Genomic DNA, 14,458 nt, shown 5'->3' with positions numbered 1-14,458 from the left:
TGATCGGAACAGCAGCAGACAGGTTCAAGAGTGTCCGTGAGCGCACACAAGCGATCTTCACGGTCAAACCTGTCGCGCCTGCCGGTGTTCCTGCCTTCTCCTGATATCGAGGATGTTGGCGGCGATCAGGCATGCGGCGGCAAGGGAACGCCCGCCAGTTTGGTCTTGATCCAATCCGAAATACGATAATAGCGCAGCGTCAGCTTCGGACCGTAATTCATATAGAAGGGAGCCGCCGAAAGTGGCTCCAGCTTCAGCGACAGGTCTTTTTCCGGCACGCCTCTGGCCATTCCGAGAGGATGCCGCCGAGCATGCTTCCTGTTGGCACGCCGCGGCCGGACAGGCCCGTCAGCGCCACGACGCCTGGTGCCAGATCGTAGAGGCGGGGAATGGTGCGGTATTGCATGTCCAGCTCGCCAAACCAGAAATATTCCCAGCGGATCTCCTGTTTGATCTGCGGATGCAGCCATTTCAGCCGGTCGCTCATGACCTGCCGCGTATAGTCCATGTTGCGGCCGCGCCGTCCCATCGGGAACATGGAGGCGACGATCCGGCCTTCGGCATTGTATTTGTAGACATAGATATCGCCACGTCCATCATGGATAGTGGTGTTGCGCGGCAGCACCGACAGCCGCTCGTCGTCGGAAAGCGGCTGGGTAGCGGCGACGAAGACCCTCTGGATCTTGAAGGTCCGATCGAGTTTCGGCCAGCCGCCGACGGTATAGGCGCCCGTCGCGAAGATCACCTTGTCGGCAATGACTTTCCCTTTCAGCGTGCTGACCGCCCAGCCGCCCGCCACGCGCTCGCATCCGGTCACTGGCGAATCGGTGTGAATGACGCCGCCTTCCTGGATGACGGCACGTGCGAGACCACGGGAATAGCCGAGCGGATTAAGATGGCCGGCCTCTTCATGCAGCCAACCGCCGTGAAAGCGCGGGCTGCCGGTGATCGCTGCAACCTCGTCCCTGCCGATGGCCCGCGTTTTCGCGCCGACAGCATTGTAGGTGCGAACCTTCTCCTCGATTGTCTTCATCAAGCCGGGGTAAAGCGCGCCCATGACATAGCCGTTCTGCTGCCATTCGCATTGGATCTGGTACTGCCGGATCATGCTGGAGACACGGTCGTTGGCGCGCGTCTGCCGGGCGATCAATCGCTCGGCCCAGGGCTCGCCCAGCATGGAGCGCAGTTCCGGCAGGCTATAATGGGTGAAAGTCGGCGTGCAGTGCCCGGCGTTGCGGCCGGAGCCGCCGAAGCCGATTTCCTCCTTTTCGAGAAGCACGACGCTTGTGCCGCTCTTCGCAAGCTCAAGAGCGGTGGTCAGGCCCGTATAGCCGCCACCGACAATGCAGACATCGACCTTGATCGTGCCTTCCAGCTCCGTTGTATCGGGTGCGGGGGCCGCAGTGGCATACCACAGGGTTGTTTTGAACGGCGAAAATTTCGTCATCCTGCATCCTCAGTGCAGATCGCTGCGGGCATCGAGCGCATCGCGCAGGCCGTCGCCGATGAAGTTGAAGCTGGTGACGGCGAGCGTGATAGCGACGCCCGGGACAATGGCCAGCCATGGTGCGCTGGCGAGATATTGCTGGGCGCCGTTCAGCATATTGCCCCAGCTCGGGAGCGGCGGCTGGATACCGTAGCCGAGGAAGCTGACATAGGCTTCGAGCAGGATGGCGCGGGCGACCGTCAGCGTAGCGGCGACGATGATCGGGCCGATGGCGTTCGGCAGCAGTTCGCGAAACATGATCCATCTGTTGGAGAGGCCGAGCATGCGCGCGGCGAGTACGAAATCGCGTTCGCGCAGCGATCGCACTTCCGCCTCGACGATGCGCGCGGTCTCCATCCAGCTCGTCACCGCGATGATAACGGTGATCATGAAGGGGCTCGGCTTGATGAAGGCGGCCAGCGCCAGCAGCAGGAAGATGCTGGGAAAGGACAGAAAGGCATCGACGAAGCGCATCAGCAATATCCCGATGCGCCCACCGTAATAGCCCGCCACCACGCCGATCACCGTGCCGGTCAGTGTGCTGAGCATCATCGCGAAGAAGCCGACGAGGAGCGAAATCCGGCCTGCCATGAACAGGCGTACGGCGACGTCGCGCCCGAGCGGGTCAGTGCCGAAAATATGGTAGCCGGCCGTAAAGGGCGGTGCGAAACGAGCCCGCAGGTCGATATAGAGCTCGTCATAGGGAAGCAGTGACGGCCCGAGCAGGCAGGCAAGGACTATGAGCGTGATCATGGCCACGCCGAGGAGCGCGAGCCTGTGGCGAACGAAACGGCGCAAGGTCCGATTTTGCCACCAGCGCGAATGGGCGAATAATGATTGCGAAAGGGTTGCGGGGGAGGAGGAAGACATGGCGTTTCTCCTAACCAAGCCGGACGCGCGGATCGACGAAGGCGACGAGCAGATCCGCAAGCAGATTGCCGATCAGCACGAAGATTGCCGAGAACATCAGGAGGCCCATGACGACCGGATAGTCGCTGTAGCCAAGGCTATCGAGGAAAAGCCGGCCCATTCCCGGCCAGGTGAAGACGGTCTCCGCCACTAGAGCACCGCCGAGAATGGTCGGCAATTGCAGGCCGGCAAGCGTGATCATCGGCAATAGCGCGTTGCCGACGACATGGCGCATCAGGACGCGCCGGGGCGAGAGGCCCTTGGCCCTGGCGGTGCGTACGAAGTCCTGGTTGATGACCTCGAGCGTGGCTGTGCGCATGTAGCGGCTCCAGACCGCGATGTTGACAAGCGCAAGCACGAGGCTCGGCATGATCAGATGGATCGCATAATCACCGAGCGAGCCGTTGCCGACCGTGTACATGTTGCCCGCCGGCAGCCATTTCAGCTTCAGCGAGAAGATATAGATGGCGACGAGACCGAACCAGAAAGTCGGTATCGACAGCGCCACCATGGCGCCGACGGTGGCGCTGTAATCAAAGATCGAATAGCGGCGGGTTGCCCCTTTGATGCCGATCCAGGTGCCGATCGCGATCGAGATCACCATCGATGTGCCCATCAGCAGCAGCGTGGCGAACAGATGGCCGAAAATGATCGACAGTACCGGCTGGTTGTCCCGGTAGGAGCGGCCCCAGTCGCCCATCAGCAGATGTCTCAGCCAGTCGAGATATTGGATCGGCAGCGGCCGGTCGAGACCCATTTGGGCAGCGATCCTGTCGAGCGCTTCCTTGGTCATGCCTGGCGTCAGCGTATATTGCGACAGCGGACCGCCGGGAGCGAGGGTAAGTACGGCAAAGCCGATCATCGATACGAGGAGCAGCAGCACTAGGCTCTGCCACAGGCGGCTCAGGAGATAGCGCAACATGGCATTCGTCTCCGATGGTTGCGGAATGTGAAGCGATCAGCCCTTCGGCGCTTCGGCCGAAGGGCTGGAACAAGCAGCCTATGCCTTGGCCCAATACCAGGTGCCCACATTCCAGCTGTCGATGCGCACGTTGATGTTGGGAGTGACGTTTTCGACCCCCACCTTATGGCCGCGCACGGTCGCATACTGGAATAGCGGCAGGAAGGGCAGGTCGTGGCGCATGATCTCCTGGATCTTCTGGTAGACCTTCTTGCGTTCCTCCGGCACGAAGATCTGGCCGCCTTCCGCCAGGAGCTTGTCGACCTCCGGATTGGCATATTGCCAGGAGTTCTGGCCGGCTCCGCCCTTGGCGGTGATCGCCGAGGAACGGAAATAATCGGAGGTGTCGGGATCGGAGCCGGTCTGGAAGTTGATGCCGACGATGACGGAATCGAACTTCGACATTGTCCAATAATCGCCCCACATGACCGCCGGCGGCAGGTTGGAAATCGTAAGCTCCACGCCGATGTCCTTGAAGGTCTGCTGCATGAACTGCTGCACCTGTTCGCGGATATGATTGCCGGCGGTGGTGGAGTTGGTGAAGGAAAGCTTGACGCCGTCCTTTACGCGAATGCCGTCAGGACCGGGCTTCCAGCCGGCATTGTCGAGGATCTTCTTGGCCTTGTCGGTGCTGAATTCCTGCTTCGGCAGGTCCGGATTATAGTAGAAGGACTGCTGCGGAATGTAGCTCTCGGTCAGTGTCGGCAGGCCGTAGTAGAGCGCATCGATGATCGTCTGCTTGTCGATCGCGTAGTAGAGCGCCTCGCGCACCGCCGGATCCTTGAATTGCGGCTTCTCCATGTTGAAGCCGACGGATTCGACCGTGGCGGCCGGAACGACGGCAACAGCCTTTCCATCCAGCCCCTTGGCCTCGTCATAGTGATCCGGGGTGATCCATTGCAGGCCGACGACGTCGATATCGCCGGTCTTGAACTGCGTATACAGCACCGTCAGGTCAGGAACATATTTGTAGACCAGGGTTTCGAGATAAGGGCCGGTGCCGAAATAGTCGGTATTGGCAGCGAGCGTAATGTGATCGCCGGGGACGCGCTCGACCCATTTGAACGGGCCGGTGCCGATGGGGGCATTGTTGAAGGGGGCGGTGTTCTTGTCCTTCTCCGCACCAAGGATATGCTTTGGCACGATGAAGGTCATGGCGAGGATCGACGGGTAGGGCGCAAATGGCTTTTCCATCCGCCAGGTGATTTCCGTCGGCGAGACGACGGTCAGGTCGCGTACCAGCTCATGGCCGGTCTTGCGCCAGCTGCGGAAGTTCGGATCGACCATGAGTTCGAGGGTGAACTTGACGTCTTCGGCGGTGAACGGTGTGCCGTCATGCCACTTCACGCCATCGCGCAGTTTGACCTTCCAATGAAGGCCGTCGGCCGAGATGCCGCCGTTTTCGACCGTCGGAACTTCGGTTGCAAGCGAAGGGGAAAACTTGCCCTCCGGGGTGACGGTAAAGAGCGGATCGAAGACACTGAAATGGATGCCCTCATCGACTTCGATGTGGATCAGATGCGGATTGAAGACGGTCGGCTCCTGCGAAAAGCCGATGACTAGCTGGCCGGTCGGCTTGGCGGGAGGTGCCGCGAAAGCCTCGCCGCGACCGAGGATATTGGGCATGATCAACCCGGAGGCACCGAGTGCCATCATAGTCAATGCCTGGCGGCGGGTTGGTTTCAGGAGGATGGTGTCATTTGCATCGGTCATGATCGTTCCCCTTTTTGTTGGTAGGATTCGGCTGTTTTTCTCTTTCGTCTTTGTATTGTCTGCTTGGTTCGGAGAGGTCAGAAACCACTGATCAGTTCGATCTTCGAACCGTCATGGAAGCGGGAAAAGCGGAAGTTCTTGCGATCCACCACTGGCGGCTTGCCGGTGACGATGTCGGCCATCAATCGTCCGGCCGCAGGCCCGATGCCGAAGCCGTGGCCGGAAAAGCCGGTGGCGATATGAAAGCCCGGAATGCTGTCGATCGCATCGATCACCGGCACGGCATCCGGTGTCACGTCGATATAACCTGCCCAGCGCTGAGCGATCTCGGCCTTCTCGAAAACCGGAAAGGCTTTCTTGAGGTTGGCGAGCGCCGCATTCGAAAGCTTGGTGGAGGGTTTGGGGTCGAGAACGCGGCAATATTCGAAGGGGCTTGCCTCGTCCATCGCCCACCGATTGGGAATGCGCGCTTCGTCGAAGAACCGGCCGGAAACGCGGAAGTTCAGCGAGCGCCACTCCTTTTTCAGCGCCGGCAGGAACTTGCCGGCGTAGCGGAAGGAGCTCGGTACGATGTCCACGATGTTCTCATGGCCCGAAGCGATGGTGTAGCCGCCATCCTGACGCTTGCGCAGGGCAAAGCCGCTCGCCCAGATGGCTTGCTCGGGGCCGCCTTCTAGCGGCTTGGTGCGCAAGACGGAATTCATCACCTTCAACTGCGGCAGATCGAGCCCGAACATGCCGGCAAACAGGCTCGACCAGGCGCCGCCGGCAAGCACGACGGCCTTGCAGGCGATGGGACCACGTTCCGTGATGACGCCGGAGATGCGGCCGCCGGCTGTCTCGATACCGCGCACGGCGCATTCGGTCAGAATGGAGGCTCCCTTGTCGCGGGCGGCCTCGGCAATGGCGGGGGCGGCACGCTGCGGCTCGGCACGGCCGTCGGCGGCGGTAAAGAGCGCACCCTTGAGCTCCATCTGCGTACCGGGAAAGAGGTTCTTGAATTCGGCGCCGCTGATCATGCGGCTTTCCAGCTGGTAGCCTTCCAGATTGCGATTCCAGCGCTCATGATCGGCATATTGCTTGTCATCCGCGCAGGTGAAGATGATGCCGGCGCGCTTGTAGCCGGTGTCGCGGCCGGTACGTCTGTCGAGCGTGCTCCAGATGCGCAGGGCCTCCGCCATGAGGGGCACTTCGCGCGGATCGCGCCTGGAAATGCGCACCCAACCCCAGTTGCGGCTCGATTGTTCCTGGCCGATGCCGCCCTTCTCGCAAAGCGCGACCCGCAGACCCCGTTCGGCAAGTTCCAGCGTCGTCGAGGTGCCGATGATGCCACCGCCGATGACGACGACGTCGACTTCCTTGGGCAGTTCCGCATCCCCGTGAACGGGCACAACATAGGGGCCGGGCATGGTCAGAAGGACTCCTCTAACTGGCAATTGATGGTAAATTCGGCAACGCTTGCCTCGTTCGGCAGCTCCATCAGCATGGAGATGATGCGGGCGAGGTCGCGCGGATCGGTCATCTCGCTATCGGGCTTGCTCGTAAGCCCGCGCGCCATGTCGGTCGCGACGAAGCCGGGGCAGATGGCGGTAGCGCGGATGCCAAGTTCAAAGCCGGTGTGGCGTATGGCATGGGCCAGCGCGACCGCCGCGAATTTCGAGACGGCATAAAGACCGGAATTCGCGGACTTCACCCGCTTTCCCGAAAGCGAAGCGACGACGATGACCCGGCCGCGACCGCTTGACGCAAGGGCGCTCCACGCGGATTTTGCAAGTCTTCGCGGTGCCTTGACGTTCACCTCGAGCAGATCGTCGAGGTCGGCATCATCGGCTTCGATCACCGTCTTTGCGATGCCAATGCCGGCATTGGCGACGATCGCGTCGATGCGCCCGAAGGTGCGAAGCGTCTCTTCCACCCAGCGATCGGATGCGTCCGTATCGATGGCATCATAGGCAAAGGCGCTAACGTGCGCAGGGTCTGCCCAGGCGGGCATTTCAGGACGGCGCATGCCGAGCGAGAGCCGCCATCCCTTGGCGGCAAGTTCCTCGGCGAGTGCGGCGCCGATCCCCGGCTGGCACCGGATATCATTGCGACACGCTCGTCACTCATGCCCATGTCTGCTCTCCCATGGTTTGCCGGCTCACGATTGCGCCACGATGCGCCGGTAAATCCGGCGCAGGATGTCGATCAGGAGCCTGTGTTCTTCGTCGGTGATGTCGGAAAAGAATTCGCGTGATTGCTTGGTGACGATGGCACGCACACGTTTTGCCAGTTCGTGACCTTTTTCCGTGATGTAGAGTTCCTGGGCGCGGCTGTCGTCCGCCGACGTCTCGCGCGTAAGGAGATCATGTGCTTCCATCTGTTCGATCAGCCTGCCGGTCGCCGAGCGGTCTTTCAGGATGATTTGCGCGATGGTGGAAGGCCGGATTCCCGGATTGTCGTCAACCAGGAACAGGGTAGTGATCTTTCCCGTTCCGCGGGCGACGTCCAGACCTTCCAGCTTCTCGTCCAGATCGCGCGAGACGGCAAGATTGATGCTGCGGATATAAAAGCTCAGCGTATCCTCCAGGACGTCGATATCGATGTCCTTGACGGAAATTGGCGGGGCCTTGGTCGGCGGCATGGCTCGGAACCTTTGAAAGGCAACGAAACATCGTTCCCGCCACCCCTAATGCGTGGCAGGTCCATGATCGTCTGCGGCGGATCGTCGCTGGAAATTTCATGCTCATGAAAGGACGGATAGTGGATAAATGCAACTATTTTTTCGCCCAATCAGATAAAAAATAATCAGTGCGGAAGACTGCCGGTTTCTCAGGCATCAATCGCCGCTGGCGCGCGCACGAATGGTGGTAATTAAGCAGAAGCGGGCCGCATTCGGCGCCGCTATGCCTCGTTGGTGGACGTTTAGCCGACCGCTTCCCAGTCGCCGCCGGGGATGGCAGCCAACAGGTTTTGGGTATAGGCATGAGCCGGCGCACGGAAGATCTGCGAAGGCGGGCCACATTCGACGATCTCGCCCTTGTACATGACGGCGACTTCGTCACAGATCTGGCTGGCGACGCGCAGGTCGTGGGTGATGAAGATCATCGCGACCTTGGTATCCTGCTGGATTTCGGCAAGAAGCTTGAGGATTTGCGCCTGGATCGAGACGTCGAGAGCGGAGACTGCCTCGTCAGCCACCAGCAGCACAGGGTCGAACATCAAGGCGCGGGCGATACCGATGCGCTGGCGCTGGCCACCGGAGAACTCATGGGGAAAGCGGTCAAAGGCACCTTCGTCGAGGCCGACGCGCTTGAGAAGACGCAGCGCCTTCGCCTTGGCCTCTTGCATCGACAGGCCGTGCGCCATCGGTCCAACGGTGAGAATGCGGCCGATCGTATGGCGCGGGTTTAGCGAGGCGAATGGGTCTTGAAAGATCATCTGTATATAAGGACGCAATGGCCGGAACTCGTCGTCTGACAACGGAGCGATATCGCGGCCATCGAAGAGAATCCGACCGCTGTCCGAGCTCAAAAGCTTCAACAGGACGCGGCCGAGCGAGGATTTTCCGGAGCCTGATTCACCGACTACACCCATTGTGCGTCCCTTGCGGATCGAGAAGCTGACGTCGTTGACCGCCTGCACGGTCCGCGATTTCGACAGGAAGCCGCTTCCCGCTCGATAGGTCTTGTTGAGCTTATCGACTTCCAGCACCACGGGCGCTTCGGCAATGGTTTCGCGACCGGCGGTCGTCATGCGGGGAACGGCCGCAATAAGACGCTGCGTATAGGGATGAACAGGCGCATTCAGCACCTGGGCCGCCGGTCCCTGTTCGACAAGATGCCCCTTCTCCATGACGATCACCCTGTCGGCAATCTCGGCGACCACCCCGAAATCATGGGTGATGAACATGACGCTCATCTTCTTGCGCGCCTGTATCTTGCGGATCAATTCGAGGATCTGGGCCTGCGTCGTCACGTCCAATGCAGTGGTCGGTTCGTCGGCGATCAGCACATCCGGATCGAGCGCCAGCGCCATGGCGATCATCACGCGCTGCCGCTGCCCGCCGGACAGCCGGAAGGGATATTGATGCTGGAGAAGATCCGGATCTGGCAGGCCGACTTCGCGGAGCAGTTCCTTCACCTTCTGCCGCCGGCTTTCCGGCGTGCCGATCTTGTGAGCATCGAGAACCTCGATGATCTGGTCGCCGATCGTCATCAGTGGATTGAGTGCCGAGAGCGGGTCCTGGAAAATGATCGAAACGGCTCGTCCCCTCAGGCTTTGAAGGGTGGCAGCGTCGGCGCTTACGAGGTCCACGCCCTTGAAGCGGATCGTACCCGCCGTTACCTTTATGATGGATGGCAGCAGGCCCATGATCGCATTCGCGGTCACCGATTTCCCCGAACCGGATTCACCGATGATGCAAAGGATCTCGCCTTGCATGAGGTCGAAGGTGATATCCTGCACGGCATGCACGCGTTCCATGTTCTTCGGGAGGCTGACCGTCAGACCGCGCACGGAAAGTACCGGCCCGTTCGGCAGGACTCTATCTTGAGTATCGGATGGGATCATGGAAAGCCTCCTTGCTCTGAACCAGCGAACACGCCCTCTCAGGGAGTGCTGACGAAATGCCAGAAGCAAGAAGAATGCCGGTATTGCTGCCTTCAAGGCAAGCGAAGGAAATTAATCGGCAGATTTTTGCCGTCCACCCGCGCTTCAAGCGATCAGTCGCAGCAACCTGTGGATATGGAAATCTCCGCCTATGCACATTTGCTATCGTTCAAACGGTTCGCCGAGTGAGGCGACACCATTCAGCTTCAGGAGCCGGCGATCGACGGAGATGATGCCAAGGACGATGATCGTCACGAGATAGGGCAGGCATGCGAGCAATTGCGAGGAAATTGCGAGCCCGCTCGCCTGCGCCGCAAGACCCATCAGCGACACCGCACCGAACAGGCAGGCGCCCAGGAAAATCCTGGATGTCAGCCAGGTTCCAAAGACAACGAGGGCAATGGCAATCCAGCCCCGCCCGGCGATCATGCCGTCCGCCCAGAGCGGCGTATAGATCGTGGAGGCGTAAGCGCCGGCAAAGCCTGCCATCATGCCGCCAAACGCAACTGCCGCGAAGCGGATCGAGACAATGGGATAGCCGATAGCATGCGCAGCTTTCGGATTTTCGCCGACGGCGCGAAGAATAAGACCGACCTTGCTATAGGCAAACATCGCCCATATGCCGACGGTCACGACAAGCGAGATCCAGACGACGATATCCTGGCTGAAGAGGCCCCCGACGATTGGAATTTGTGAAAGCCCGGGAATTGCGATCTTTGGCAAGGTGGTGACGGTCAGGCTCTCATAACTCTTGCCGAATAGTGCCGAGAGGCCCTGGCCGAGAATGCCGAGGGCAAGACCGGCAGCAACCTGGTTTGCGTTGAAGCCCAGTGTGATAGCGGCAAAAATCATGGAGAGGAGTGCACTTCCGAGACCGGCCGCAAGGAAGGCAAGAAGATGACCGCCGCCATGATAAACGACAATGAACGCGATGACGGCGCCAACGGCCATCAAGCCCTCTACGCCGAGGTTCAAGACACCGGCGCGCTCAGCAACAAGCTCGCCCAGGGCTGCCAGCAGAAATGGCGTTGCGGCTGCCAGCATGCCGGCTAGAATGAACTCGACGGCGCTCATGATGCGCTCCGGATGGGCACGCGGCGCCAGACGATGCGATACCGCACGAAAGCCACCGCGATGAGATAGATGAGGAGCAGACTGCCCTGGAACACGCGGACGGCTGCAATCGGCAGATTGGCGGAGACCATGGCGTTATCGCCACCGATATAGAGCGCTGCCATGATGATCGCGGAGATGACGATGCCGATTGGATTGAGGCCGCCAAGATAGGCAACGATGATTGCCGCGTATCCATATCCGGTCGAGATCGAACGCTGCAGCTGGCCAAGCGGTCCGGCAACTTCAGCGGCACCCGCAAGTCCGGCGGCCGCTCCGCCAATGATCAGCGACAGCCAGATTGCCCAGCTCTCCTTGAAACCGGAATAGCTTGCCGCCCGGGGAGCCAGTCCGCCGACCTGCAATTTATACCCGGCGAAGCTCTTCTGCATGAAGATCCACGCCGCGATCGACAGGCCGACGGCAAGGATAAGCGAGACATTGACGCGGGTTCCCTCGAACAGGATCGGCACCATTGCGTCGTACTGGAACATGACCGATTGCGGGAAATTGAAGCCGCCGGGATCTTTCCATGGGCCGAGAAGAAGATAGTTGAGCAATTGCGCGGCAACGAAGCTCAGCATCAATGAGACGAGGATTTCATTGGCATTGAGCCTGACGCGCCAGAAGGCGGTGAGAGACGCCCATAGAGCACCGCCGAGAGTGCCGAGCAGCAGCATTGCCGGCCATATCCATTGGCCCGTTGCCTGCGGCATCCAGATGGGTATGGCGGAGGCGAAGATTGCGCCAAGAATGAATTGGCCCTCAGCGCCGATATTGAAGACCTTCGCGCGAAAGCCGATTGCGAGACCCTGTGCAATCAGAAGCAGGGGGCCAGTCTTGAGCAATACTTCCGAGAATGAGGCCCAGGAGACGAATGGTTCGATCAGCATGGCATAGATCACCGCCATCGGATCACGGCCCATCGCGACATAGAGGCCGAGATTGAGTGCGATGGTGACGATGAGGGCGATCGGCGGCGCGAGCAGCTTTGCGGCGAACGAGGCTCGATCGCGGCGGACAAAGCTGGGAAGGATTGCAGAAAAGGAACGGCTCATGCGAATGCCTTTTCGCCTTGGGGCTGTGCGCCGATCATGTATCGACCGATATCTTCAGCTTTTGTATCGCGGGTCACGAGTGGCAGGCTCAGCGTGCCGTGGTAAAGGACCTGAATGACGTCGCTAAGCTCGAACAATTCCTCGAGCTCTTCCGATATGACGAGAATTGCCATGCCTTGATTGCGCAGCTCGATCAGTCGCTTGCGAATGGCGGAAGCCGCGCCGACATCCACGCCCCAGGTTGGTTGCGCAAGAAACAGCAGTTTCGGGGCGAGCATGATTTCGCGGCCGACGATGAACTTCTGCAGGTTTCCCCCGGAAAGCGACCCGGCTTCAGCCTCTGGACCGCGCGTGCGCACGTCATAATCCCGGATGCACTCGTTTGCGAAATCCGTAGCCTTCGCTTTGTCGATGAAACCATGCCTGACAAGCTTCAAGGGATGGGCCGTCAGTAAGCTGTTGAGCGTTAAGGACATTTCGGGAACGGCGCCATGCCCGAGCCGGTCTTCCGGGACAAAGGCAAAGCCAAGCTTCCGGCGGCTGGCGGCGTCGAGGCTGCCGACATCCTGCCCCATCATGAAGATCTGATCGCGCTTGTCTCGGGGTAGGGGCGTTTCCCCGGAAATCAGGGAGGCAAGCTCCTTTTGCCCATTCCCGGAAATGCCGGCGATTCCCAGAATCTCGCCGCTGCGCACCGTCAGGCTGATCATGGAGAGCGGCATGCCAAAGGGATCGTCCGGCCGGTAGTCGAGGCCGATGATTTCCAGGCGCTTTTCACCCTCGGCCAAAGTCAAGGCCGGTATCGCTTCCGGCATATCGCGGCCGATCATCATGCGGGCGAGATCATGGGCGTCGTGTTCGCGCGGATCCACATGCCCGGTCACGTGTCCGCCGCGCAGGATCGTAGCCCGGTCGCACAGGGATTGGATTTCTTCCAGCTTATGCGAGATGAAGAGGATCGACACGCCGCGATCGCGCAGCCGGCGCAGCGTGTCGAACAGCTTCTCGACGGCTTGCGGCGGCAGCACCGAAGTCGGCTCGTCGAGGATCAGCAGCTTCGGATCGGTCATCAGGCACCGGATGATCTCCACCCGCTGCCGCTCGCCGACCGACAGTTCGTGCACATGGGCGAGCGGATCGACTTCGAGACCGAATTCATCTCCCAGGGCGCGGATGCGCTGCGCAAGCTCGGCCCTGCTGCCGGAGACGATCAGGCGAATATTCTCGACGACCGTCAGGCTCTCGAACAGCGAGAAATGCTGAAAGACCATCCCGATGCCAGTACGCCTCGCCTCCGCAGGGGAGGCAAGGCTCAAGGGCTTTCCATGCCAGGCAATGGTCCCATCATCCGGTTGTTCGACGCCGTAGATCAGCTTCATCAGCGTCGATTTGCCTGCGCCATTCTCTCCGAGGATGGCATGGATCGAGCCCGGGGCTACGTCCAGATCGATATGCTTGTTGGCATGGACCTGGCCGTAGCTTTTGGAGATGCCGCGCAGCGACAGCAGCGGAATGGTCATTTGGATTTACTTCGGCAAAGGCGTCTTCACACCTTTGACATGCCAGTCCATTGCCACGATCTGGGCATCCGTCAGTGTCGCGCCCGAAGCCGCTCCTTCGCTGCCATCGGCCTTGGTGATCGGGCCGGTGAATGGCGAAAAGCCGCCGCTGGCGATCTTCGCTTCGACTTGCTTGATCTTGGCCATGGTGTCGGCCGGAATTGCCGGGCTCCAGTCGACGACTTCGACGACCTTGTCCGCGACGCCGAGGAAAGCATTGGCACCCTTGAAGGTGCCCGCGAGATGGGCATCGACCGATGCCTTGAAGAAGGGCGACCAGTCCGTGGACACGCAGCCGAGATAGGTTTTCGGCGCATATTTCTTCATCGAGGAGTTCAGATTGAAGGCGTAGACACCGGCTTCCTCGCAGGCTGAAATGACCGAAGGCGTATCCTGTGCGTTCGAGAAGATTACATCGCAGCCTTGCGAGATCAAAGCTTTGGCGGCCTCTTGTTCCTTGGCCGGATCGAACCAGGAATTGACCCAGACGACCGATACCTCGATATCAGGCTTGACGGCCTGCGCGCCAAGCGTGAAGGCGTTGATCGACGTGATCAATTCGGGAATGGCGAATGCGGAAACCGAACCGAGCTTGCCGGTCTTGGAAACGGCGGCCGCTGCCATGCCGAGCAGGTAGGTTCCCTGGAAATACTTGGCGGCGAAGGGCGAGAAATTCGGGGCGACCTGGAAGCCGGAGGCGTGCAGGACGGTCACCTTCGGGTTGCGGCGGGCAATCTGAAGCGCGCCGTTCTGATAGCCGAAGGAGCCGGCGATCAGGAAGTGGTTTCCGTCGGCGACTGTCTTGTTCATGATGCGATCCGCATCCGGGCCTTCGGCGATGTTCTCGATCACGGTGACCTTAACCTTGTCGCCATAGGCGGCCTTGATCGGATCGAGGCCCGCGGCCAGCGCATGACCCCAGCCGACATCGCCGATCGGCGAGGGCACGACGAGCGTAATGCCGAGCGGTTCGGCGGCGGCAAAGGCGGAGCGACCGGTAAAGGCCGTTGCGAGGCCTGCGACGGCCGCGCTCTTCATCAATGTTCTGCGGGTCAGATTCTTCTGCATC

The 14,458-nt window shown here is 60.3% G+C and carries 10 protein-coding genes and 2 pseudogenes; all 12 read right to left on the bottom strand.

Translation table 11 applies throughout. The features are described from left to right. Positions 1 to 125: 125 nt before the first annotated feature. A pseudogene (locus FBZ97_RS09115) lies at positions 126 to 1,447 on the bottom strand (FAD-binding oxidoreductase). 9 nt (positions 1,448 to 1,456) lie between these two features. After that, the gene (locus FBZ97_RS09110; protein WP_145318611.1) at positions 1,457 to 2,356 is read right to left on the bottom strand and encodes an ABC transporter permease; all 900 of its coding nucleotides are present in this window, start codon (positions 2,354 to 2,356) and stop codon (positions 1,457 to 1,459) included. Between the two features lie 10 nt (positions 2,357 to 2,366). After that, complete coding sequence (locus FBZ97_RS09105) at positions 2,367 to 3,317, bottom strand: ABC transporter permease (RefSeq protein ID WP_069614686.1); 951 nt, start codon at positions 3,315 to 3,317, stop codon at positions 2,367 to 2,369. A gap of 78 nt (positions 3,318 to 3,395) precedes the next feature. Then, entirely contained in the window at positions 3,396 to 5,069 is a 1,674-nt protein-coding gene (locus FBZ97_RS09100) for a peptide ABC transporter substrate-binding protein (RefSeq protein WP_145318608.1), read from the bottom strand. Positions 5,070 to 5,146: 77 nt separating this feature from the next. Further along, complete coding sequence (locus FBZ97_RS09095; protein ID WP_145318605.1) at positions 5,147 to 6,478, bottom strand: FAD-binding oxidoreductase; 1,332 nt, start codon at positions 6,476 to 6,478, stop codon at positions 5,147 to 5,149. 2 nt (positions 6,479 to 6,480) lie between these two features. Then, a pseudogene (locus FBZ97_RS09090) lies at positions 6,481 to 7,178 on the bottom strand (SDR family NAD(P)-dependent oxidoreductase). Between the two features lie 31 nt (positions 7,179 to 7,209). Beyond that, the gene (locus FBZ97_RS09085; protein WP_145318602.1) at positions 7,210 to 7,692 is read right to left on the bottom strand and encodes a MarR family winged helix-turn-helix transcriptional regulator; all 483 of its coding nucleotides are present in this window, start codon (positions 7,690 to 7,692) and stop codon (positions 7,210 to 7,212) included. Positions 7,693 to 7,973: 281 nt separating this feature from the next. Next, complete coding sequence (locus tag FBZ97_RS09080) at positions 7,974 to 9,620, bottom strand: ABC transporter ATP-binding protein (protein WP_145318599.1); 1,647 nt, start codon at positions 9,618 to 9,620, stop codon at positions 7,974 to 7,976. Positions 9,621 to 9,821: 201 nt separating this feature from the next. Further along, complete coding sequence (locus FBZ97_RS09075; RefSeq protein WP_145318596.1) at positions 9,822 to 10,733, bottom strand: ABC transporter permease; 912 nt, start codon at positions 10,731 to 10,733, stop codon at positions 9,822 to 9,824. After that, positions 10,730 to 11,830, bottom strand: a complete 1,101-nt coding sequence (locus FBZ97_RS09070; protein WP_145318593.1) for an ABC transporter permease — start codon at positions 11,828 to 11,830, stop codon at positions 10,730 to 10,732. Before FBZ97_RS09070 ends, FBZ97_RS09075 begins: the two co-directional genes overlap by 4 nt. Next, positions 11,827 to 13,350 carry an ABC transporter ATP-binding protein gene (locus FBZ97_RS09065; protein WP_145318590.1) on the bottom strand — a complete coding sequence of 508 codons (1,524 nt, stop codon included), beginning with the start codon at positions 13,348 to 13,350 and terminating at the stop codon, positions 11,827 to 11,829. Before FBZ97_RS09065 ends, FBZ97_RS09070 begins: the two co-directional genes overlap by 4 nt. 6 nt (positions 13,351 to 13,356) lie before the next feature. Further along, entirely contained in the window at positions 13,357 to 14,457 is a 1,101-nt protein-coding gene (locus FBZ97_RS09060; protein ID WP_145318587.1) for a BMP family ABC transporter substrate-binding protein, read from the bottom strand. Between the last annotated feature and the right edge of the window lies 1 nt (position 14,458).

The organism is Rhizobium sp. ERR 942, assembly GCF_007828395.1.
GTDB lineage: Bacteria > Pseudomonadota > Alphaproteobacteria > Rhizobiales > Rhizobiaceae > Rhizobium > Rhizobium dioscoreae.
The sequence above is the reverse complement of the archived record's forward strand: the minus strand, read 5'-3'. Positions and strand labels throughout refer to the sequence as shown.

Excerpts from the sequence above, each read along its gene's own strand:
- FBZ97_RS09110 (WP_145318611.1), bottom strand. The coding sequence starts at position 2,356 with ATGTCTTCCTCCTCCCCCGCAACCCTTTCGCAATCATTATTCGCCCAT.
- FBZ97_RS09105 (WP_069614686.1), bottom strand. The coding sequence starts at position 3,317 with ATGTTGCGCTATCTCCTGAGCCGCCTGTGGCAGAGCCTAGTGCTGCTG.
- FBZ97_RS09100 (WP_145318608.1), bottom strand. The coding sequence starts at position 5,069 with ATGACCGATGCAAATGACACCATCCTCCTGAAACCAACCCGCCGCCAG.
- FBZ97_RS09095 (WP_145318605.1), bottom strand. The coding sequence starts at position 6,478 with ATGCCCGGCCCCTATGTTGTGCCCGTTCACGGGGATGCGGAACTGCCC.
- FBZ97_RS09085 (WP_145318602.1), bottom strand. The coding sequence starts at position 7,692 with ATGCCGCCGACCAAGGCCCCGCCAATTTCCGTCAAGGACATCGATATC.
- FBZ97_RS09080 (WP_145318599.1), bottom strand. The coding sequence starts at position 9,620 with ATGATCCCATCCGATACTCAAGATAGAGTCCTGCCGAACGGGCCGGTA.
- FBZ97_RS09075 (WP_145318596.1), bottom strand. The coding sequence starts at position 10,733 with ATGAGCGCCGTCGAGTTCATTCTAGCCGGCATGCTGGCAGCCGCAACG.
- FBZ97_RS09070 (WP_145318593.1), bottom strand. The coding sequence starts at position 11,830 with ATGAGCCGTTCCTTTTCTGCAATCCTTCCCAGCTTTGTCCGCCGCGAT.
- FBZ97_RS09065 (WP_145318590.1), bottom strand. The coding sequence starts at position 13,350 with ATGACCATTCCGCTGCTGTCGCTGCGCGGCATCTCCAAAAGCTACGGC.
- FBZ97_RS09060 (WP_145318587.1), bottom strand. The coding sequence starts at position 14,457 with ATGCAGAAGAATCTGACCCGCAGAACATTGATGAAGAGCGCGGCCGTC.